The 19722-nt window shown below is 60.7% G+C and carries 17 protein-coding genes and 9 pseudogenes; 13 read left to right on the top strand and 13 right to left on the bottom strand.

Annotated features, from left to right (window positions below; all coding sequences use genetic code 11):
• The first annotated feature begins 55 nt into the window (after window positions 1–55).
• Window positions 56–799: an SDR family NAD(P)-dependent oxidoreductase gene (locus RHIBR816_RS0133305; protein ID WP_018240917.1), complete on the top strand. Its 744-nt coding sequence runs from the start codon at window positions 56–58 to the stop codon at window positions 797–799.
• A gap of 245 nt (window positions 800–1044) precedes the next feature.
• Here RHIBR816_RS0133305 and RHIBR816_RS35180 read toward each other — a convergent pair.
• Window positions 1045–1836: pseudogene (locus RHIBR816_RS35180) on the bottom strand (IS66 family transposase); the annotation flags it as partial.
• 173 nt (window positions 1837–2009) lie between these two features.
• On the opposite strand from RHIBR816_RS35180, the gene istA (RHIBR816_RS0133295) reads away from it, so the two are divergent.
• Window positions 2010–3560, top strand: a complete 1551-nt coding sequence (gene istA, locus RHIBR816_RS0133295; RefSeq protein WP_026187720.1) for an IS21-like element ISRsp2 family transposase — start codon at window positions 2010–2012, stop codon at window positions 3558–3560.
• Between the two features lie 11 nt (window positions 3561–3571).
• Entirely contained in the window at window positions 3572–4348 is a 777-nt protein-coding gene (gene istB, locus RHIBR816_RS0133290; protein WP_018240914.1) for an IS21-like element ISRsp2 family helper ATPase IstB, read from the top strand.
• Window positions 4349–4449: 101 nt separating this feature from the next.
• On the opposite strand, the pseudogene RHIBR816_RS36955 reads toward istB (RHIBR816_RS0133290), so the two are convergent.
• Both RHIBR816_RS36955 and istB (RHIBR816_RS0133280) read right to left on the bottom strand, forming a co-directional pair.
• Window positions 4450–4632 (bottom strand): annotated as a pseudogene (locus RHIBR816_RS36955) (transposase); the annotation flags it as partial.
• Window positions 4633–4684: 52 nt separating this feature from the next.
• Window positions 4685–5230: pseudogene (istB, locus tag RHIBR816_RS0133280) on the bottom strand (IS21-like element ISRel3 family helper ATPase IstB); the annotation flags it as partial.
• Window positions 5231–5395: 165 nt separating this feature from the next.
• Between istB (RHIBR816_RS0133280) and istA (RHIBR816_RS0133275) the strand changes: the two are divergent.
• Window positions 5396–6931, top strand: a complete 1536-nt coding sequence (istA, locus tag RHIBR816_RS0133275; protein ID WP_026187719.1) for an IS21 family transposase — start codon at window positions 5396–5398, stop codon at window positions 6929–6931.
• 13 nt (window positions 6932–6944) lie between these two features.
• Window positions 6945–7700 carry an IS21-like element helper ATPase IstB gene (gene istB, locus RHIBR816_RS0133270; protein WP_018240910.1) on the top strand — a complete coding sequence of 252 codons (756 nt, stop codon included), beginning with the start codon at window positions 6945–6947 and terminating at the stop codon, window positions 7698–7700.
• A gap of 150 nt (window positions 7701–7850) precedes the next feature.
• On the opposite strand, the pseudogene istB (RHIBR816_RS35175) reads toward istB (RHIBR816_RS0133270), so the two are convergent.
• The 6 genes and pseudogenes from istB (RHIBR816_RS35175) to RHIBR816_RS36950 all read right to left on the bottom strand — a co-directional run.
• Window positions 7851–8195 (bottom strand): annotated as a pseudogene (gene istB, locus RHIBR816_RS35175) (IS21-like element ISRel3 family helper ATPase IstB); the annotation flags it as partial.
• The gene (gene istA / locus RHIBR816_RS0133260) at window positions 8192–9451 is read right to left on the bottom strand and encodes an IS21 family transposase (protein ID WP_026187718.1); all 1260 of its coding nucleotides are present in this window, start codon (window positions 9449–9451) and stop codon (window positions 8192–8194) included. The gene istA (RHIBR816_RS0133260) and the pseudogene istB (RHIBR816_RS35175), both read right to left, overlap by 4 nt.
• Before the next feature lie 127 nt (window positions 9452–9578).
• Window positions 9579–10247: pseudogene (locus RHIBR816_RS35170) on the bottom strand (IS66 family transposase zinc-finger binding domain-containing protein); the annotation flags it as partial.
• Between the two features lie 41 nt (window positions 10248–10288).
• Complete coding sequence (gene tnpB, locus RHIBR816_RS0133250) at window positions 10289–10642, bottom strand: IS66 family insertion sequence element accessory protein TnpB (RefSeq protein WP_018240906.1); 354 nt, start codon at window positions 10640–10642, stop codon at window positions 10289–10291.
• A complete protein-coding gene (locus RHIBR816_RS0133245) occupies window positions 10626–11066 on the bottom strand; it encodes a transposase (protein WP_245262820.1) in 441 nt (146 codons plus the stop codon). Before RHIBR816_RS0133245 ends, tnpB (RHIBR816_RS0133250) begins: the two co-directional genes overlap by 17 nt.
• Before the next feature lie 129 nt (window positions 11067–11195).
• Window positions 11196–11417: pseudogene (locus RHIBR816_RS36950) on the bottom strand (transposase domain-containing protein); the annotation flags it as partial.
• A gap of 306 nt (window positions 11418–11723) precedes the next feature.
• Between RHIBR816_RS36950 and RHIBR816_RS38200 the strand changes: the two are divergent.
• Genes RHIBR816_RS38200 through RHIBR816_RS35155 form a run of 4 tightly spaced genes read left to right on the top strand, consistent with a single transcriptional unit; the run spans window position 11724 to window position 14401 of the window.
• Window positions 11724–11987: a hypothetical protein gene (locus RHIBR816_RS38200; RefSeq protein WP_018240902.1), complete on the top strand. Its 264-nt coding sequence runs from the start codon at window positions 11724–11726 to the stop codon at window positions 11985–11987.
• Window positions 11956–12363, top strand: a complete 408-nt coding sequence (locus RHIBR816_RS36935) for a transposase (protein ID WP_026187717.1) — start codon at window positions 11956–11958, stop codon at window positions 12361–12363. Before RHIBR816_RS38200 ends, RHIBR816_RS36935 begins: the two co-directional genes overlap by 32 nt.
• Window positions 12360–12710, top strand: a complete 351-nt coding sequence (gene tnpB / locus RHIBR816_RS0133220) for an IS66 family insertion sequence element accessory protein TnpB (RefSeq protein WP_018240900.1) — start codon at window positions 12360–12362, stop codon at window positions 12708–12710. The genes RHIBR816_RS36935 and tnpB (RHIBR816_RS0133220) overlap by 4 nt, the downstream gene beginning before the upstream one ends.
• Window positions 12711–12769: 59 nt before the next feature.
• Window positions 12770–14401 (top strand): IS66 family transposase, encoded by a 1632-nt coding sequence (locus RHIBR816_RS35155; RefSeq protein WP_018240899.1) that lies wholly within the window; start codon window positions 12770–12772, stop codon window positions 14399–14401.
• A 963-nt stretch (window positions 14402–15364) separates the two neighbouring features.
• Here the strand turns inward: RHIBR816_RS35155 and RHIBR816_RS39145 are convergent.
• Together RHIBR816_RS39145 and RHIBR816_RS0133205 are read right to left on the bottom strand one after the other, a co-directional pair.
• Window positions 15365–16282: pseudogene (locus RHIBR816_RS39145) on the bottom strand (recombinase family protein); the annotation flags it as partial.
• Window positions 16269–16448 carry a hypothetical protein gene (locus RHIBR816_RS0133205; protein ID WP_018240897.1) on the bottom strand — a complete coding sequence of 60 codons (180 nt, stop codon included), beginning with the start codon at window positions 16446–16448 and terminating at the stop codon, window positions 16269–16271. The pseudogene RHIBR816_RS39145 and the gene RHIBR816_RS0133205, both read right to left, overlap by 14 nt.
• Before the next feature lie 306 nt (window positions 16449–16754).
• Here RHIBR816_RS0133205 and RHIBR816_RS0133200 point away from each other — a divergent pair.
• From RHIBR816_RS0133200 to RHIBR816_RS38945, 4 genes and pseudogenes are all read left to right on the top strand, one after another.
• A pseudogene (locus tag RHIBR816_RS0133200) lies at window positions 16755–16985 on the top strand (transposase domain-containing protein); the annotation flags it as partial.
• Complete coding sequence (locus tag RHIBR816_RS0133195; protein ID WP_018240895.1) at window positions 16985–17284, top strand: hypothetical protein; 300 nt, start codon at window positions 16985–16987, stop codon at window positions 17282–17284. The pseudogene RHIBR816_RS0133200 and the gene RHIBR816_RS0133195, both read left to right, overlap by 1 nt.
• A 45-nt stretch (window positions 17285–17329) precedes the next feature.
• Window positions 17330–17860: pseudogene (locus RHIBR816_RS0133190) on the top strand (recombinase family protein); the annotation flags it as partial.
• A gap of 262 nt (window positions 17861–18122) precedes the next feature.
• A complete protein-coding gene (locus RHIBR816_RS38945; RefSeq protein ID WP_157628315.1) occupies window positions 18123–18335 on the top strand; it encodes a tyrosine-type recombinase/integrase in 213 nt (70 codons plus the stop codon).
• 387 nt (window positions 18336–18722) lie between these two features.
• Here RHIBR816_RS38945 and RHIBR816_RS35150 read toward each other — a convergent pair whose 3' ends face one another.
• Window positions 18723–19262, bottom strand: a complete 540-nt coding sequence (locus tag RHIBR816_RS35150) for a UPF0262 family protein (protein ID WP_018240891.1) — start codon at window positions 19260–19262, stop codon at window positions 18723–18725.
• Window positions 19262–19507: an MFS transporter gene (locus RHIBR816_RS39140; protein ID WP_157628314.1), complete on the bottom strand. Its 246-nt coding sequence runs from the start codon at window positions 19505–19507 to the stop codon at window positions 19262–19264. The genes RHIBR816_RS35150 and RHIBR816_RS39140 overlap by 1 nt, the downstream gene beginning before the upstream one ends.
• Window positions 19508–19722: the final 215 nt, after the last annotated feature.

Below are 19722 nucleotides of genomic sequence, written 5' to 3'. Positions count from 1 at the left end.
GATCACATCGATGGAGCGCAACCTCCGCTGAGGAACCCATTCAAGGAGATTTACGATGTTTGACAATAACCCGCTTGCCTTGGTGACGGGCGCGGGTAGAGGTATTGGAGCCGCGATATCTCGTTCATTGGCGCAAGCCGGAGCCCGTGTTCTGGTAATTGATCTGGACGGTACGAAGGCGCATGAGGTTGCAAGATCGCTTCAAGCAGATGGCTTTAATGCACACCATGACGTACTTGATGTGACTGATAGAGCCGCAATCGAGGCGCTTGCAGCGCGCCTTCCCGCGTGGCTCGGACACGTCGCTATTCTTGTGAATAATGCTGGTATAGGTGGCAATGAACGTATGGATGATCCTACGTCGGCGGCTGCATGGGACCGAAATATCGCGGTCAATTTGACTGGAGCCTTCGACATGACTCGAGCGCTTTTGCCGAGCCTCAAGGCCACGCGCGGTACAGTCATTAACATCTCTTCTGTGGTTGCGTTCACTAGCGGATTCGCGCACGTTAGCTACACGGCTTCGAAAGGTGGTGTTCGATCCTTAACCCAGATCATGTGTCGGGAACTCGCCCCATATTCGATCCGGGTCAACGCTGTCGCGCCTGGTTATATCGACACTGAAATGGGGAGAGGAGGCGACAGCAGCATGGACGAGTGGTTGGGATGGCATTGCCCAATGGGGCGTTTCGGACAACCAGATGAGGTCGCGGCCCCGGTTGTGTTCCTAGCATCGAAAGCAGCCAGTTTCATAAATGGAGTGACCTTGCCGGTGGATGGTGGCTACCTCACTGTCTAAGCGCTCGGCTTGCAACTGCCACAGCGGGCAGACCTGGACGAACAGGGCGCGTTTGTCCGCTCAGAACTTCAAATCTTACGCTTATCGGCTGACGCGTGTTCCTTAACAGGGAAACGACCCTGAAACGCCACTGGAATTGACGGAGTGTCACGCGTCGTGGATCGGTCGTAAGCGCTCATTTCCGTGCGCGTTGACGGTAAGCGCTCATTTCGCTGCACGCAGTGGCTTGTGAGGCCCGCAGCGGCTTATGCGGCAGTGGATTTGGCGAAGTTAAATGGGAGCAGATCGTCGATATCGGCGCCGTCGGGACGCTGCGGCAATTCGGCGAAGACGTGTCGCAACCAGGCGAATGGCTCGACGCCACAGGCGCGACAGGTCAGCATAAGGCTGTAGATGACGGCGCTTGCCTTGGCCCCGTCGACAGTGTCGCAAAATAGCCAGCTCTTCCTTCCAGTGGCAAAAACTCTGATATCGCGTTCCAATAAATTGTTGTCGATCGGCATCCTGCCGTCTTCGGTGTAGCGGGTCAGATATTGCCACTGGTTTCGCGTATAGGAGATCGCATCGCCGAGCTTGGTGTCGGGCACGACCTTGGGGGCCATCCTGTCGAGCCACTCCTTCAGGGCGTCAAGGACTGGAACGCTATGCTTCTGGCGCAAGCGCCGGATGCAATCGGCCTGCGTTTCGCCGTCATCCGGCATTTCGTCCCGCACCTGCCTTTCAATCCGATAGAGCTGGTCGAAGAACTTCAATGCCTGCGCGGGCGGCCCGCTTTGTTTCTTCCCGGCCTTGAAGGCGTTGACGAAGCGTCGCCTGGCGTGAGCCATACACCCGACATGCGTTGCGCCCTTCAGGGTGCGCCAGCCCTGATAGCCGTCGCTCATCAGGATGCCGCGATAGTCACCAAGGAAAGTCTGCGGATGCACCTGCCCACGACCGGGCTGATATTCAAGCAGCACAACCGGCTCGACACTATCCTTTCCGCTGCGATAGGCCCAGATGTAGGACGCGTCAGTTGCTTTCCTGTCCTTTTTGCGGGTTTCGGCAACGTCCGGACAGGGTTTCCGGTAATCTCCGGACACAGTTTTCAGTAATTCCCGGACAGCGATTCCGCTAAATCCCGGACAGTTTCCGGCGGCGGTTTGACGGTTGGTTCGCGGCTGCGCCGTCTTGGTTGTTACCCCTCTCACGACAACGTTGAGAGGGGCCGATGCCGAGACGGAAGCAAGCAAGACGAACGACAGTGAGGGATATCCGGACGATTCTGCGCCTGACCCATGAAGAGGGTCTTTCGGTGCGCGAGATTGCCGAGCGGCTGAAGATCGGCAAGAGCTCGGTATCGACCTATTTGCTACGAGCGCGGGAGGCCGGGCTTTCGTGGCCGTTGCCAGTCGGTGCGGACGAGGATGCAAAGCTGGAGCGGCGGCTGTTCGGCCGAGCCGGTCGACCGCCGCGCGATCTCAGCGAGCCGGACTGGGCGCTGGTGGTTCGGGAGCTGAAGCGCAAAGGCGTGACGCTGACGCTTTTGTGGCAGGAATACCGTGCCAACCATCCCGATGGTTACGGCTTCACGTGGTTTTGCGAGCAGGTTGCCGCCTTTCGGCAGCGCACGAGTGTAGCGTTCCGCAATCGGCACGCGGCGGGCGCCGTGATGCAGACCGACTATGCCGGGCCGACGGTGCCGGTGATCGATCCGGCGACCGGTGTCATCCATCCGGCCCAAATCTTTGTCGCGGTGCTGGGCGCCTCCAACCTGACCTTCGCCCATGCCAGCTTTAGTCAGCAGTTGCCGGATTGGATCGACGGCCAGGTGCGTGCTCTGACCTTCTATGGCGGGGTCACCAAGGCAATCGTGTGCGACAACCTCAAATCAGGGGTGGCCAAGGCCCTTTGGTTCGAGCCGACGTTGACTGCGACGTTCGCCGCCATGGCGGAGCATTACGACACCACGATCCTGCCGACACGCAGCAGGAAACCGCGCGACAAGGGCCGGGTCGAAGGCGCGGTATTGATCGTGGAACGCTGGATTCTGGCCCGGCTGAGGAACCGCACCTTCTTCTCGCTTGCCGCCCTCAACACGGCGATTGCCGAATTGCTCGAGGAGCTGAACAATCGAACGATGCGCCACGTCGGTAAAAGCCGCCGCGAACTGTTCGAGGAGATCGAACGGGCAGCCTTGAAACCCTTGCCGGCGGTGCCGTTCGAATATGCGGAATGGAAGTCGGCGAAGGTTCATCCGGACTATCATGTCGAGGTCGACAAGACCTTCTACTCGGTGCCACATCGGTTGATCGGATGCACTCTGCAGGTGCGGCTCACCCACCGGGTGGTCGAGATCTTCCATGATCACCAGCGTGTCGCCAGCCATGTTCGCCGCTCCCAGCGGTCCGGCCACGTCACCATCAATGACCATATGCCCAAGGCGCATCAGCGCTATGCCAACACCACGCCGGCCAATCTGATCGGCCGTGCAACCCAGATCGGCCCCAATGCCGCCATCCTGGTTGAACGCATGATGCGCGACAGGCCGCATCCGGAACAGGGATACCGCTCGGCCATGGGTATTCTGTCGCTGGCGCCGCGCTATGGATCGCAGCGCCTCGATGCGGCCTGTGAGCGGGCGCTCACCATCAATGCCATCACCTATTCCTCCGTCGCCTCCATCCTCAAATCCGGCCTCGACCGGGAAAGACCGCAGGCTGAACATGCGGCCCCCACGCCTGCGCATACCAATATCCGTGGCCGATCCTACTATCAGTGAAGGAAGCAAGAATGCTGACAAACCCCACCCTCGACCAGATGCAAGCCCTCGGGCTCACCGGCATGGCCGCCGCCTGGCGCGAATTGACCGAGCAGTCCGGCACCAATGAGCTCAGCCGCGATGAGTGGCTCGGCCTGATGCTCGACCGCGAAGTCAGCCTGCGTGCCGACAAGCGCATCCGTAACCGGCTCGCCTCCGCCAAGCTACGCTTTGCCCAGGCCTGTATCGAAGATATCGACTTCGCCGCCGCCCGCGGTCTCGACCGGCGCAACACCATGGCGCTAGCCCAGGGGCAATGGCTCACCGCCCATGAGGGCCTGATCATCACCGGCCACACCGGCACCGGAAAGTCATGGCTGGCCTGTGCCTTCGGCAGGCAAGCGGCCAGGCTCGGTCACTCCGTGCTCTATGTGCGCGTGCCGCGCATGTTCGAGGATCTCGCGCTTGCCCGCCTCGATGGCTCCTTTCCCCGCCTCATCGACAAGCTCACCCGCGTCCAGCTACTCATCCTCGACGACTTTGGAACACATACGCTCTCCGATCAGCAGCGCTTCCACCTCTTCGAAATTGTCGAGGAGCGTTATCAAAGAAAATCTACCCTGATCACAGCCCAGGTCCCCGTGGCGAGTTGGCACGACCTTATTGCCGACAGCACGGTCGCCGACGCCATACTCGATCGTATCGTGCACAATGCTCACCGCATCACTCTCCGGGGCGAGAGTATGCGAAAGCAAAAAAGCGCACCCCTCTTGACGGGTGCCGAAAACGGCGAAATCAATCAGCCCTGACAGAAACCAGGCTGCCGAGGACCAACCTCGTCAAACTGTCCGGACTTTAGTGAAACTGCTGTCCGGGAATTGGCGGAAATCCTGTCCAACTTTTGCGAAGCGCGCACCTTTTCCTTCAGCACCTGCACCGTGGTCTCGTCACCGTGAATGACGTTCTGCGACAGGAGCCGCTGCTTCAGTGCATTGTAGATGTGAACGAGGTGCTTTTCGCTGGAGCCGATCACCCAATGGCCAAGAGCACCACGGCTGACAGGGACGCCAGCGCGCTCGAAGGCCTGTGCCAGGTGTCAATGCCGCGTGAATTTTCCTCAGAAGCGCCGAAGTAAAATTCCCCACTTATGCCGACGTGGACGCGAGGGCGAATTGAGAATTTTTCGGCGGCCGGCCCCGCGGCTTTTGTGGTGGAGCGAATGCTGGCGGCGCGATGAGGGCTTTAGAGCGGACATGCTCCGGCATGAGTTCGGCGTGCTGCCGGAGCCGGTAACTGGATCCTTCAATCTGCACGACGACGGCATGATGAAGAAGTCTGTCGAGCAGCGCCGTCGCTACGACAGGGTCGCCAAAAACATCGCCCCATTCTGCAAAGCCACGGTTTGACGTCAGGATCATGGCGCCGCGTTCATAACGGGCATTGACGAGCTGGAAGAACAGATTGCCGCCGCCCTGGACGACGGGGAGGTAGCCGATCTCGTCGACGATCAGCAGACTCGGCCTGCAGAAGAAGCGAATGCGCTCCTGCAGCCGACCCTCGCGTTCGGAACGGGCCAGCGAGCCGATGAGGTCGGCGAGCGTCGTGAAGTAGACGCTCTTTCCAGCCTTGACGGCTTCGACACCGAGCGCGGTGGCGAGATGACTTTTACCCGTTCCCGGTGGGCCGAGTGCGGATTCCGACGTAATCCGGCCAGGCATTCCAACTTGAAGTCGGCCACCATTCCGACGTGAAGCCGGCCACCATTCCGATCAATATCCGGCCACTTTGAGGGCCTGAGCAAGAGCACCTGGGTCAGCAACTTTGGCATGACGGTCCTTTTGAACAAGGGACGCGTAATGCCGGCAAAGAGAAGGCTGACCATGAGACAACTACGACAGATGCTGCGGCTTGCCGGTGACGGAACCAGCGCCCGCGAGATCGCACAGAGGCTGGGGATCGCGCGCAGCACCGTGCAGGATAATCTGCAGCGGGCGGCGGCTTCAGGATTGAGCTGGCCGCTTCCTGGCGACCTGACCGACGACGCTCTGGAGAACCGGCTATTCGCTCGCGCCGGTGTGAACCAGGGCCTGCGCCGGCTGCCGGAACCGAACTGGGCGGACCTGGCGCTGGAGTTGAAGAAGCCCGGCGTTACGCTGATGCTGCTGTGGGAGGAGTACCGCGCCGTTCATCCCGGCGGCTACGGCTACAGCCGTTTCTGCGACCTGTTTCGCGGCTTCGAGAAGCGGCTGTCGCCGACGATGCGCCAGGAGCATATCGCCGGCGACAAGGTCTTCGTGGATTATTCCGGCAAGAAGCTCGCCATCGTCGATCCGTTGACGGGCGAGGTTCGCGAGGCGGAGATCTTCGTCGGCGTCCTAGGCGCCTCCGGTTACACCTATGCGGAAGCGACCTGGACGCAGGCGCTGCCGGACTGGATCGGCGCGCATGTGCGCATGTTCAGCTTCTTCGGTGGCGTCCCGCGCCTCATCGTCCCCGACAATCTGAAGTCTGGCGTCAACCACGCCTCCTTCTACGACCCGGAGATCAACCGCAGCTACGGCATGATGGCCTCCCATTATGGCGTTGGCGTTCTGCCGGCCCGGCCGCGGCGGCCGAAGGACAAGGCCAAGGTGGAGAACGGCGTGCGCTTCGCCCAGACCTGCATTCTCGGCCGGCTGCGCCGGCAGACCTTCTTCTCGCTGGCCGAGGCCAATGCCGCGATTGCCGGGGCGCTCGATCGCATCAACGACCATGTCATGCGCCGTCTCGGCGTCAGCCGTCGTCATCTGTTCGAGACCGTGGAACGACCAGCGCTGGCCAGCCTGCCGGAGAAGGACTACGAGTTCGCCGAATGGCGTCTGGCCCGCGTCGCCACCGACTATCATGTCGAGTTCAAGGCGTTCTTCTATTCCGTGCCGCATGGCCTCATCCGCCAGCAGGTCGACATCCGCGCCACGGCCAGGACGATCGAGATATTCCACCGCGGCGAGCGCATCGCCGTTCATCAGCGCCGCCATGGCGGACGCCGTTACGGCACGAACCCTGAGCACATGCCCAGTTCCCACCGCCGCTATGCCGAGTGGACGCCGGCACGCTTCCGCCGGTGGGCGACTTCGATCGGGCCGCAGACCGAGGGGCTGATCATCGCCATTCTGGCCAGCCGCCCTCATCCCGAGCAGGGCTTCAGAACATGCCTGGGCATCCTGCGGCTTTATCGCGACCTCAGTCGTGATCGCGCCGAGGCGGTGTCGGCCCGCGCCGTCGAGATCGGCGGGCTGACCTGCAAGAGCATTGCCGCTCTCATCGCCAATCACAAGGCCGCCCAGCCTGCCGGCAGTCCCGGCGCCATCATCGACCACGCCAATCTGCGTGGACCCGGCTACTTCCATTGAGGAGATAAAGATCATGCTGACCCATCCCACTCTCGACATGCTGCGCGATCTTGGCCTGCACGGCATGGCAAAAGGCTTCCAGGACCTCGACGTCCAGCCGGAAGCGCGCACCCTCGATCATGGCGAATGGCTCGCCATCCTGCTCGAGCAGGAATCGACATTGCGACGCCAGAAGCGCTTCGAGGCCCGTGCCCGTGCCGCCAGACTTCGTCATGATGCGCAGGTCGAGGATGTCGACTTCCGCGCCGAGCGCGGCCTCGACCGCTCCCTGTTCCTCAAGCTCGCTGGCTGCGACTGGATCCGCCAGCGACATGGGCTCCTGTTGACCGGCCCGGCCGGTGTCGGCAAGAGCTGGCTTGCCTGTGCGCTGGGCCACAAGGCATGCCGCGAGGACTTCTCCGTCGCCTATCATCGCGCGCCACGGCTCTTCGCCGCCCTTGCCCTGGCAAGGGGCGACGGCCGATATGCCAGGATGCTGAAGGCGCTGGCCCGGACCGACCTGCTCATCCTCGACGACTGGGGCCCCGAAAAACTCACCGACGATCAGCGCCGTGACCTCCTCGAGATCATCGAGGACCGCTACGAGCGGCGCTCGACCATCGTCACCAGCCAGGTTCCCGTCGATCAATGGTACGAGATCGTCGGAAATCCCACCATCGCCGACGCCATCCTCGATCGCCTCGTTCACAACGCCTACCGCATCGAGCTGACCGGCGAGAGCATGCGAAAACAGCGCCCCATCGCCATGCCGGAAAACGCTCAGGCTTGACCCGAAACGAAACTCGAACCAAACCTCAACAACGACCCAGGTGATGTCCAAAGGTGGCCGGCTTCAAATCGGAACCCCGGCCGGAATGAAATCGGAATGGGTGGCCGGTGATTGATTGGAATCACTGGCCGGCTTCGTCGGAATACGCAGGCCGAGGAAATGGACGGCCTCGTGACGATCGACGAAGCCGAGCTGCGCCAGGGTGAAGATGCGGTCTCGGTCGAGCGAAGGCTGGAAGGTAAAGTCGAAACCGGCGAGCGTCTTGATCGTCGCAAGCCTGCCCATTCGCAGCGCTGTTTTGATGCGGCTGTTCTCGCGCAGCGTCAGCTCCTCGGAAAGGAGGATATCGATCGCTTCGAGGGCAGATAGCTCGCCGTGTTCGAGGCGTCGCACAACATGGTCGAGTGCTTCCAATGCCCGTGGCATCTTCAGGCCCACAAGATCATGGCGAATACGGTCGATCATGGACGGAGTGGCATCGAGGGCCGCGCTCATGGGCGGTTCTCCTGCGCCAGAACCTTGCCGACGGCGTCATAGAAGGCGAGCGACCGCTGCAACACGGTGTCGCCGGCGGGTTTGACGACATGCGATTCATCCCGTGTTCTGGACCGGTGTGGTGATGACATCGATCGTCGATGATCGGGATGGATGCGGCGCTGTTTGCGGCCTTCCAACACAAGATGAGCCGCGATCAAGATGCCATTCTCAAAGATGCGGACCTCGTCGGCGAGAGAATGGACTTCCACCATTCGGCTGCGGGTCGCATCCGGTACGCTGTAGGTATTGCCACCGACACTGACCATGCCCTCCCGAGAGACGCGGCGTTCCAGCTTCAGAACGGATTTGAACGGTGCCAGCGGTAGTGGTCGCAAATGCGGTCGTTCCTCGGCGAAGGCCTCGTTGACGACCCGCTGGGTCGTGGCGTGCTTCCTTGGATTGGCGACGGTGTCTAGCCAGTGCCGGAGCTGGGCGTTCATGTCGTCGAGATTGCGGAACGAACGGGCGAGGAAGAAGTCTTCACGGATATAGCGAAACGGCCGCTCGACCTTGCCCTTTGTCTTGGCTCGGTACGCCTTGCATGCTTTGGGATGGAATCCATAGTGGCGGGCCAGATCGATGAGAGCACGGTTGTAGATGATGCCCTCTGTCTGACCTTCGCCGATGACGGCAGTCTTCATCCGGTCGTAAAGCACCTCCCGCGGCGCACCACCAATCGCCTCGAAAGCGGCGATGTGGCAACGCAGGACGGTCGGCAGGTTCTGATGCATGACGAAACGAGCCCAGATAAGGCGGCTGTGACCCAACACCATCGAGAATAACCAGACGATCCGTGGCGTCATCGGCTCGTCGGTGAAGACGACATGAAACTGGGCGAAATCGACCTGAGCTTGGTCGCCAGGTGGCGTCTCGAAACGAACTTCAAAACCCTGGTTAGCCGGAGGCCGCACATCACGGAGAAAATCCGTGACGGCGGTGTAACCGCCGTTATAACCTCGATCTCGGAGTTCTCGAAGCAGACGACTGCCGGTGAGGCCGGGATAGGTCTTCACCCGCTCCCGCAGGTATGAAGCGAACGGATCGATAACCGTCGCGCGAGGCTTTCTCGGTCCATAAGCCGGAGCCTCAAGGCCCCGCTCAATATATTTGCGCACCGTCTTGCGATCGATGCCTGTTTCTCTGGAAATAGCCGACACCGTCAGCCCCTGCTGATGCAGATCCAGGATCATGATCGTCTCCCTCAGCTTGATCACCAACATCCCCCTTCCGACCATCGGAAGGAATATCAGCGATGATGCGCCGCCGGTCTTCCGGGGCGCGCCCCGGAAGACCGGCAACCGCAGCACTTGGGGAAGATTCAAACGGCACTATTGGGGAGTATTGCTCCGGTACTGACACCAGGCGATAGAGCGGTGTGCCGTCGACATATTTATGAACAAGAGCAAAGGCCAGCGTCGAGGCCGTGGCAATACTGCCCGGCAAGGGCTGTGCGGGCATCGGCGCGATGATAACGGGAGTGCTGATATCGGTGCGCTCGCAGTTGCGGCAAGCATACTTGGCCCGGGCATTCTGCAGCACCGTGGCCTTCACCTCGATATGCAGCTGCTCGGTGACGAGTTCGCCCATGCGATGCAACGGATGGCGGCAGCACGGACAGGTCTTCTGATCGTCGGCAAGGTCATATTCAACGCGTTGGCGTGGCAAATTTGCCGGAAGAGGTTTACGCCCGCGCTTGCGGCCTTCGGGCGTTTCCACCTCTGGCAATCCCGTGTCGGGAAGCTCAGTGGCGTCGGTCTCGTCACAGTCGGCCAAGCCCTCATCAGCATCGGCCTCGAGAGCGGCGTTCTCGGCTTCGTTGAAGACGCGATCCATATGCTTTTCGCTGCGCGGCGCAAAACGATGCAGTTGTGCAAGCGCCAGTTCTTCCTCGAGCTTGAAGACACGCTGCTCAAGGGCGTCCCTCTCAGCCCGCAGCGCGGCGTTCTCGGCAGCATTCGCCGCCAGAAGCGCCATCAGTTCCGCAACATCAGGGGTGCCGGCTCGTGTCATCGTAGCTTTGAATCTGAGCCGCCCCGCTGCGTCAACAGCCTTCAGCCGACAAACTCATATTGCCGAACAGGATGGCGCACCATCGCGTCGAGATCGATGCCGTCAAGCAGCCAGCGCAACTGTTCGGTATCGAGCGTCACGACCGGCGCCTCGCGGCGGGGCCAGCGAAACCGGTCTTCGGACAAGGCTTTCAATACGAGCACGAACCCTGACCGCTCGAAGAACAGGAGCTTCATCCGGGTGCGCCGGCGGTTGCAAAAGACGAAGACAGCACGCTCGAACGGGCTCAGGCCCATCGACTGCTCGACCAGGATCGCCAGGCTGTTGATCCCCGCACGAAAGTCGATCGGGTCCCGGTGAAGATAGACACGAAGATCGTCAGCCAGCCGGAACATTGCACCGCCCCAGAACGTCGATCATCGCGGAAAGGGCCCGCTCATCCACATTCTCAAGCTCAAGCCGCACACCATTTGGCAAAGACGCCATCAGCCGCATTCCTGCCAAGGATGGCCGGGCCGGCATGTCGGGCTGCCGCGCAATCGGCGACGCTGCAACCACCGGAACAAAGGCCGACGTTTCCTGCCCTGCAACAACCGTCAAAGCACCCTGGGCCTGCCCATCTCGGCGAAGCTTCACCCAGTTGCGTAACTGATTGGCATTGACCCCGTGCGCGAGTGCCAGACGGGCGACCGATACCCCGGGCTTCATTGCCGCGTCGATCAGGCGGTCTTTCTCGACGGGATCGAAACGCCGCTTCCCGTTCGCAAGAACCTTCACAGCCCGAAGAGCCCCTGATCCATTCAAGATATCCAATGCCATTATGTCCACAGTCTCCGTTGTGGACACAGAATCCCTCATTCGCTTTTCAATGAACAGGTGCAGGGAATTGTGCGCTTACCGTTGACGTGGCCCATTTGACGTGGATCGCTATCAGACGGGTGCATCGGATCAGGCCGCTAGGGCCTTTGGAAAGTTGAATGGCAGGAGGTCAGAGATGTCTGCGTCGCCGTCGCGCTGAGGCAATTCGGTGAGGACGTAGCGCAAGTAGGCCAAGGGTTCTATGCCGCAAGCCCGGCAGGTCAGCATGATGCTGTAGACAACGGCGCTGGCTCTTGCTCCATCGACGGTGTCACTGAACAGCCAACTCTTTCTTCCAGTTGCAATGCCCCGTTCATTCTGCCCATGTCGGCGATGAAGTTGAGGTTCTTTATCGCTGGCATCCTTATTTTGGCCAGAGGGTTTCCATTCGCCGTGTTGAAGAACGAGCGACAGGCCGGTTTTTGAAGGTTCTGGGGCCGACAGGTGTCGTGATCGCGATCTCAGGGTGGATGATCGATCCCTTGGTTTGCCGCGGTATGACCATGGGAACGCCACGCGTCGATCTTGCGACGCTAATCGAATTGAACAGGCTGGTCTCTGGCGGCAGCAAAGCGGCACCCTTCCGAAGTGGACGTAGAATCACTCAGGAGGACCATGATGAGATCCCGCAATACGCTGGTGCCGGCGTCGGGCCGGCAGCTCGACCTGATATTCAAAACCCGGATGCTCGACGGACTGAGCGACAAGGATCGCAAGAAGGCGATTTCAACGCTGGCTTGCCTGCTGATGCAGGCCGCAGGCCTCGTCGTCGAGGAGTTCAACGATGAGCGTAACCCTCCGCCGAAGGCCGTCTGCCCTGATTTGCTGATTGGCTTTAAGTCCATGGCTTATGTCATGCGCTACAATCATTTCCCCCATTGAGGTCCTTTCCTCCGATGATCTTGGTCGCCGGCGGGATTGGTCGGACGAAGAGAAGGTTCGGATCGTCGAGGAGAGCCTGCAAGGCTTTCGGCAGGGGTCCGCGACGGCGCGGCGATATGGTTTGTCGCGGTCATTGTTGACCCGTTGGCGTCGGGAGTTCCGTAGTGGCCTTCTGAGCGGTTCGGCTTCAACGGGCTTCGTGCCGCTTTCGATTTCGTCACCGGCGGCGGCATCTTGCGAGAAGGTCTCGCCGCCCCGGCCGGAAGATGACAAAAGGATCGAGATCGGCCTGCCGAACGGTCGACGGTTGATAATCCCGGCGTCGCTTGATCCGATCATTCTCGCCCGGCTGTTGCCGGTTCTGGATGCGTCATGATCGCCTTTCCGGCTGGTGTGAAGGTGTGGATTGCGGGCGGTGTGACGGACATGCGCTGCGGCATGAACAGCCTGGCGCTGAAGGTGCAACAGGGTCTTGGCCGCGATCCTCATGGCGGCGAAGTCTTCTGCTTCCGCGGTCGCAAGGGTGACCTGATCAAGGTTCTGTGGCACGACGGGATCGGCATGTCGCTTTACCTGAAGCGGCTTGAAGCCGGAAAGTTCATCTGGCCGGTCAGTCAAAATGGCTCCACCGTGCCAGTGTCGGCGGCGCAACTCGGCTATCTCCTGGAAGGGATCGACTGGCGCAATCCACGCTGGACGCAGCGGCCTTCCAAGGCAGGCTAATCGACTGCATTCCTCTGTTTTTGTTGGGCTTTTAGCATGGTGCATGGTAGCTTTCGGCCATGGATGATGCTGCTTCGGAGATATCCAGACTGCGTGCCGCGCTAGCGGCATCGGAAGCACGTGCTGCCTCCGCCGAGGCCGATCTCGCGCAGGTGCGCGCCATCGTGACGACGTCCGAGGCGATGATCCGACACCTCAAGCTTGAGATCGCCAAAATGCGCCGCGAGCAGTATGGCCAGAGCTCCGAACGCCGCGCCCGGCTGATCGACCAGATGGAACTGCAACTCGAAGAACTTGAGGCCGACGCCACCGAGGACGAGATCGCGGCGGAACGCGTGGCAGCGAAGATCACGAATGTCTCCGCCTTCGAACGCCGCCGGCCGGCCCGCAAGCCGTTTCCCGCGCACCTGCCGCGCGAGCGCTTGATCATCGAAGCTCCGTCGACCTGCACCTGCTGCGGCTCGGACCGGATCGTGAAGATGGGCGAAGACGTCACCGAGACGCTGGAGGCGATCCCGCGCCAGTGGAAGGTGATCCAGACGGTTCGCGAGAAGTTCACCTGCCGGGATTGCGAGAAGATCAGCCAGTCACCGGCACCTTTCCATGCCACGCCGCGCGGATGGGCGGGGCCGAACCTTCTGGCGACGATCCTGTTCGAGAAGTTTGGCCAGCATCAGCCCTTGAACCGCCAGGCCGAGCGCTACGCCAGGGAAGGCGTCGATCTCAGCCTCTCCACTTTGGCCGATCAGGTCGGGGCTTGCGCGACGGCGCTGCAGCCGATCCATGATCTGATCCGCGCCCATGTTCTGGCAGCCGTTCGCCTGCATGGCGACGATACCACCGTGCCGCTTCTGGCACGGGGTGCAACGCGGCAGGCAAGATTATGGACTTACGTCCGCGACGACCGCCCCTTCGCGGGCGGCGCGCCTCCCGCGGCACTCTTCCACTTCTCACCCGATCGCGAGAAGACCCATCCAAACAGGCATCTCGTGGGGTGGCATGGCACTCTCCAGACCGATGCCTATGGTGGCTACAACGACCTCTACCGTGCGGACCGCGGCCCTGCGCCGGTCAAGAGCGCACTCTGCTGGAGCCATGCCAGGCGCAAGTTCTTCGAACTGGCCGACATCGCCGGCAACGTGCGCAAGGGCAAGCCTGCCCACGAGATATCGCCCGTCGCACTTGAGGCCGTCGCCCGCATTGACGCGCTCTTCGAGATCGAGCGCGGCATAAACGGCATGTCCGTCGAAGAACGTCTCGCGGCGCGGCAGCAGCATGCTCGCCCGCGCGTCGAGGAATTGCATCAATGGCTCATGGCCCAGCGTTCCCAGATGTCCAAGCACAATCCCGTCGCCAAGGCGATCAACTACATGTTCGAGAAGGAGGGTCGCTGGGACGCGTTCACCCGCTTCCTCGACGACGGCAGGCTTTGCCTTTCGAACAATGCCGCCGAACGCGCCCTGCGCGGCATTGCGAGACGTGTTTCATTATGCACCCCTTCGTTAAGTGTCTGTAAACATTGGAAGCGTGTCCGCATCAACATCGCGCAACGGGCGACCTTTCCGGGCAATCGCCGCTCTGACCGGCTCGGACGTCAAATCGATGGCTCGGATCTGATAGGGCGCCCGCGGAACAACCTGGACTGCAGGAAGAACGCCCGTGGAAACAAGCTTGCGTATCATATGGCTTGAGACACCCAACGCTGTCGCGGCCTCGGTCTGCGTGAGCCATTCGCCATTTTTGTCCGCTGAACGGTAGGCATCGATGCCACGCACGTAACGAACAGAACGGACCCGATGGGCTGTCCAGGTCTTTCCCTGGCCGGTGGGAAAGCCCATTCGGTTGAGTGTGGCGGCGATGTGCTCGTCAGACCAGCGGCCGGCCATGCTGCGCATGACTTCCAGTGCATCTTCGGCTGTCGCGCTGCCGTGTTCGCCGGAGCGCGGCTTGCGAACACGCAGCTCCGAGTGCTGGCCACCCCGCCAATGAATTGTGAGCACGACATCACGTATGGCATCGTCGACATCGACGATGATGTCGGCGATCAGCGTTCGAAGAAGCTGCTGGCGGGCGCGCATCGTCACATCAGGAGCATTCCAGGCCGCTGACAGGTTTTCCGCCAGGTTGGCGAAAGCACCTGGATCAACCTCGATGGTCGTCGGGTTTTCGGCAGGCTGGCGCGTCTCAAGATCACGCACGCGGCGCAACGCGATTTCCCAGTTTTTCTCCAACTGTGCGGCGATCAGACGATTGTCGGGATCACATGCCGCGTAGCGCCGCTCGGCAAGGCCGGTCTCGTAGCGGGCCTGCTGGAGCTCCAGATCAAGGATCTGGCGCTGATCATCTTGCTGTTTCCGGTGCATCCGTTCCGCCTCGATCGCGGCTTCGATCGCCAAGGGTTCTACCGCTCGCAACAGCTCTCGTGCAACCGCCGTGTCAATCTTCGGAGCACCGAAGATCATACAACGAGGCAGCCCAGCCAGATTGCCCTTGTCGCAGCGGTAGACCGGCTGGCCTATCGGGCCGCCCCTATAGCAAACACTCAGACGTTGGGCGCAACGGGCGCACGTCAGGAGGCTCGATAACAGCGCCTTGCCCCCACGGCCTGACTTTACACCATCCGAGCGACCGTAGGCATTGAGCGCCAGCTGCTTCTGGTTGCGTTCATATTCCTCCCAGCCGATGTACCCTTCGTGATGATCCTTGATCATCACTTCCCAGGTGCCCGCAGGCTTGTAATGTCCGTAGGTTCGCCGCGCTCGCCCCTCAACGATTGAAGTTCGCTTCTCGCTTTTGCCGTAGACATAAGCGCCCGCATAGAATGGATTTTTTAGCGCACTGATCACATTGCGGTAGCGGACCGGCTGCCAGATGCAGTTGGTCATGCGGCCTTCATCTGCAGGCCGGGGGAAGTGGATTTGCGCGGCCTTCATCGACAACAGCACCTGGCGGGCACTACCAAGTTCGCGAAAGCGGGCGAAGATAAGCCGGATCACCTCTTGCAGACGGATGTCGGGGTCGAGCCCCAGTCCTGCTTCGCGATGCCATATATAGCCGAACGGAACCGACAGGCGCAGCTCACCCCGATGCGCCTTCGACCTGGCGGCTTCGTACATTCTTGCCCGCAACACACCCAGCTCGAACTCGCTGATGCTGCCTTTCATGCCCAGGAGCAGGCGATCATTCGGATGGCAGGCGTTGTACACACCGTCATGATCGATGACGCGGGCTTCGACAAGTCCGCACAGTTCAAGCAAATGATGCCAGTCGCGCCCGTTGCGCGCGAGCCTCGACGCGTCGAAGCACAGGACGGCCCCGACCTTACCCGCGCAGAGCCAAGCGACCAGACGGTCGAAGCCGGGCCGCGCCACCGTTCCGCTCGCGGATCGCCCGAGATCGTCGTCTATGACCTCGATGTCGGCAAAGCCGTACTTGCGCGCGATGTCGACCAGATCATACTGGCGTCGCTGGCTTTCCAGATTGGTCATGACCTGGGACTGCGACGACTGGCGCACATAGACGACTGCCTTACGCTGGAGCACGGTCGCCGGGAGCAGATCAGCGCTTGTCATCGGCAAGCTCCTCGACCCGGATGCCGGCGGCTTGCATCAGGACTTGGGCAAGCGTCAAAACGACCTTCGCCCGGTCCGCTTCGTTCATCCCGTCCAGCCGGCGAGGTTCGAATATCAGGCTCATCTGTCTGCCCGAGGTCAGCGCGGGCGCGTCGTGCTGTTTCATCGACTTTCTCCCAAGCGATTCCATTATCGCGTTGGGAGTTTGGGGGAGCAGCGGCTACCGTGACCAGCCTCTTCAGATCGGACAATGCCAAGAGATCGACCTGTGGCGCGCCCAGCGTCATCCCGGCGCAAACCACCGGATCAAGCATCCAGGCAGCCATCGAAACTACGAGACCCGATGGACCTTGCACCTTAAAAAATTGGCCCGTCGCTCGATGCTCTACCCGCCGCACACTGACCTTGCGGCCAAAATAGGGATGCCAACGGTAATGAACCTCCAATTCCTGACCGACATGGGCAGAATGAACGGGCAATGGCTCTGGGAAGAAAGGCATGGCTATTCGCCGGTTCACAGCGCGGAGGCGAACGAGCTGCCTTCATGTATTCCCTGATCGTCTCGGCAAAGATGAACGATATCGATCCGCAGGCCTGGCTGGCGGACGTGCTCGCCCGCATGCCCAGCCTTCCAGTATCAAGGCTGCCGGAACTATTGCCGTGGAACTGGTCCGCCGGAAGCGCCCGGCAGGTGGCGGCCTGATGGCGCGCCCGACGCATGTCTACACGATCGAATATGTCGCCACGGTGATCGGTGAGAACCTCGAGTTGCTTGAAGAAATCGCCAGCAACTCCGACAACATCGACTACGGCGAGATGATCCATATCTACGACGGCACCGACGAGGGCAGCACAACCTTTACCGACCGCGGCATCGAGAGCCTGCAGGAGTTCCTCGCCGACGTGCGCTCCTGGGAAGGCGGCATTCGCCAATTCCTTCTCGATGAGCAATGTGATCCGGAAAAGATCGAACGCATCATGGCAGATGAGCCGAAATCATAAGCCCCGCGGCCTTGGCCGGATGGTTACCGATGAGCAACAACTAATTTGATTCCGACAGCGCTGCTCACGCGCAAAGCCATCGTCTACGTACGGCAGTCCTCGCAATCGCAGGTCATGACAAATCTGGAAAGCCAGCGACGGCAATATCATCTTGTTGACGTTGCGCGACAACACGGCTTCAGCGACATCGAGACCATCGACGACGACCTCGGGCGCTCTGCCAGCGGAACTGTCGCGCGCCCTGGTTTCGACCGTCTTGTCGCCCTTTTATGCGCTGGCCAAGTTGGTGCCGTCTTATGCTTCGATGCTTCACGGCTTGCGCGCAACGGTCGGGACTGGCATCACCTGCTCGAACTCTGCGGCCTGGTCGAAGCCCGCGTCATTGACCATGACGGCGTCTACAATCCGTGTCGACCCAACGATCGGCTGCTGCTGGGAATGAAGGGCAGTATCAGCGAGTTCGAACTGGGCGTGCTGAGAGCACGGATGCTCGATGCCGCCAGATCGAAGGCGCGCCGTGGCGAACTGCGACTTTCCGTTCCGTTCGGCTACATTTGGCATCGAGAGGCGGGGCTTTAACGACGTCGCTAGCGACGTGTCTTGGGCGAGGTATGCGATGCGTGTCGAGATTCTTGGGCAGGAACGTCGGCGCCGGTGGCGCGACGAACAGAAGCTCGAGATTGTCTTGTCGGTTGGGCAGATGCCTGGACTTGCGGAACTTGGTGTTCCGAACCGTAAGGAACGCTCCGTCGAGATTGTACATCGCTGCAGCGCAGGTGGAGCGCTTCTGATCGGCGCAGACCCGTAGCGGCGATCAGGCCGAAGATCGTCGCGTAGGTTGGCCGGCTACCGAAGATGTGGATGGACGGGGACAGGTGTCCACATTCTCCGCCACAGCATGGCGAGCCGACTTCTGCGCGCCGGCGCGCCGATGAAGGAGATTGCGGACATCCTGCGGCATCGAAGCCTCGACACGTCTGCCATCTACGCAAAGGTCGATCTGACCAATCTTGCGGCCGTGGCCCTACCCTGGCCGGGGAGCGCACAATGACCGGCGCGCGCACTATGCTCTCGCTGGCAAAGGACTATTTGTCCGAACGCCGCGCCCTTGGTTTCGCCCTCAGAATGGAGGGCCACCAAATCACCTCTTTCGCCTTGTTCGCCGACGAGCGCGGCCATAGTGGCCCGCTCACCAACGATATCGTCCTGAACTGGGTGCAAGGCCGGGCCAGACGGGCCAGTCCCTTCTCATGGGCCTGGCGCCTCAAGGTCCTTCGCCCGTTCGCGAGGTATCTGGCCAGGCTCGATCCCGACACCGAGTTCCCCGAGACCGCGACCTTTGGTCGTTCACACCGCCTTACCCCTTTTCAACGTGCCATTGATTGCCGCAAGCTGTCGTGGCGCGGCATGCTGCAGGGCCACAAGGCTGATTCGCTTTTCAGATCCAGTCCTTTGGCGAGTGAGGAGATGTCGCACCCGTTGTGTCCATCCCCGCAAGGCTACAGTAGCCCGCGGTGAGCAACACGTAAATCAAAGTAAATAATCGCCGGGCCGTGTCTTTGTCGATTGTCACCTTCGCTGCAAGTCGCTCTCTCAGAAGTTCGGAGGCGTCGTTGTGTATGGCGCGCCGGCCCATGTCGATGGCCTCGAACCGGGTGGGGCTCGCCAGCGCCAAGGCGTCGTAGAAGGTCTCGCAGGTGAGGGTATAGTCCTTGATGAGCCGGCGGAAAGGAGTGAGTGACAAATAATGGCTCATGACATGCGCCCCCTCCTCCGTGGCGATATGCATTACCAATCTTGTGTCCGCCAGCGCCAGGCTGAGACGATAGGGACCGCCGTCATGTCCGACCGGAATGAAGGTGTTCTTCTCGAGTAAATCATAGACCGCGATCGCGCGTTCCCGTTCGATGTGGATGTTGCGGCTGCCGAACGAGCCCTCAAGCGCGACATCGCAAAGCTGGAAGGTGGTATCGGCCATCACTCTTTTCTTCCCCTCAAGCCAGATCCATGCCGCTGTCGATGCAAGGCGTGGCCAAGCCCTTCTTGATGTCCCGGCCCTTTATCTCGAATAGCAGCGTGCTGAGCAAACCAACTGAAAGCGGTTGTGTGGACGAGCCAGCCCACACTTAAAACTAGTGTGGTTGTCCAGATTGAACGAAACACCCCGTTATCGAAAGGCGCCAAAGTCCTTGAACTGGTTGCAGAGTGACTTTCGTCCCGCATGACTTTCTACCGCATCTAAGGGTTATTCCGCTCAAAGGCACACTTGCTGCCTGAACCATTTCTGACAAGCCGTTATCAGCAAGCGAAAATGGCTGGCGCAGAAACTATGTTCGGCGACAGCCTGGTTGCCTTGGGAGGCCTAAATTGGAACAGTTCAGTCGTTATACCCGAGTTTTGACAGTCGCTTCCTGTCTCCTAAAGGTGGGTGAATTCGT

The sequence above is a fragment of the Ensifer sp. BR816 genome (genome assembly GCF_000378985.1).
Taxonomy (GTDB): Bacteria; Pseudomonadota; Alphaproteobacteria; order Rhizobiales; family Rhizobiaceae; genus Sinorhizobium.
The sequence above is the reverse complement of the archived record's forward strand: the minus strand, read 5'-3'. Positions and strand labels throughout refer to the sequence as shown.

Excerpts from the sequence above, each read along its gene's own strand:
- RHIBR816_RS0133305 (WP_018240917.1), top strand. The coding sequence starts at position 56 with ATGTTTGACAATAACCCGCTTGCCTTGGTGACGGGCGCGGGTAGAGGT.
- istA (WP_026187720.1), top strand. The coding sequence starts at position 2,010 with ATGCCGAGACGGAAGCAAGCAAGACGAACGACAGTGAGGGATATCCGG.
- istB (WP_018240914.1), top strand. The coding sequence starts at position 3,572 with ATGCTGACAAACCCCACCCTCGACCAGATGCAAGCCCTCGGGCTCACC.
- istA (WP_026187719.1), top strand. The coding sequence starts at position 5,396 with ATGCCGGCAAAGAGAAGGCTGACCATGAGACAACTACGACAGATGCTG.
- istB (WP_018240910.1), top strand. The coding sequence starts at position 6,945 with ATGCTGACCCATCCCACTCTCGACATGCTGCGCGATCTTGGCCTGCAC.
- tnpB (WP_018240906.1), bottom strand. The coding sequence starts at position 10,642 with ATGTTCCGGCTGGCTGACGATCTTCGTGTCTATCTTCACCGGGACCCG.
- RHIBR816_RS0133245 (WP_245262820.1), bottom strand. The coding sequence starts at position 11,066 with ATGGCATTGGATATCTTGAATGGATCAGGGGCTCTTCGGGCTGTGAAG.
- RHIBR816_RS38200 (WP_018240902.1), top strand. The coding sequence starts at position 11,724 with ATGAGATCCCGCAATACGCTGGTGCCGGCGTCGGGCCGGCAGCTCGAC.
- RHIBR816_RS36935 (WP_026187717.1), top strand. The coding sequence starts at position 11,956 with ATGTCATGCGCTACAATCATTTCCCCCATTGAGGTCCTTTCCTCCGAT.
- tnpB (WP_018240900.1), top strand. The coding sequence starts at position 12,360 with ATGATCGCCTTTCCGGCTGGTGTGAAGGTGTGGATTGCGGGCGGTGTG.
- RHIBR816_RS35155 (WP_018240899.1), top strand. The coding sequence starts at position 12,770 with ATGGATGATGCTGCTTCGGAGATATCCAGACTGCGTGCCGCGCTAGCG.
- RHIBR816_RS0133205 (WP_018240897.1), bottom strand. The coding sequence starts at position 16,448 with ATGAAACAGCACGACGCGCCCGCGCTGACCTCGGGCAGACAGATGAGC.
- RHIBR816_RS0133195 (WP_018240895.1), top strand. The coding sequence starts at position 16,985 with ATGGCGCGCCCGACGCATGTCTACACGATCGAATATGTCGCCACGGTG.
- RHIBR816_RS35150 (WP_018240891.1), bottom strand. The coding sequence starts at position 19,262 with ATGGCCGATACCACCTTCCAGCTTTGCGATGTCGCGCTTGAGGGCTCG.
- RHIBR816_RS39140 (WP_157628314.1), bottom strand. The coding sequence starts at position 19,507 with ATGCGGGACGAAAGTCACTCTGCAACCAGTTCAAGGACTTTGGCGCCT.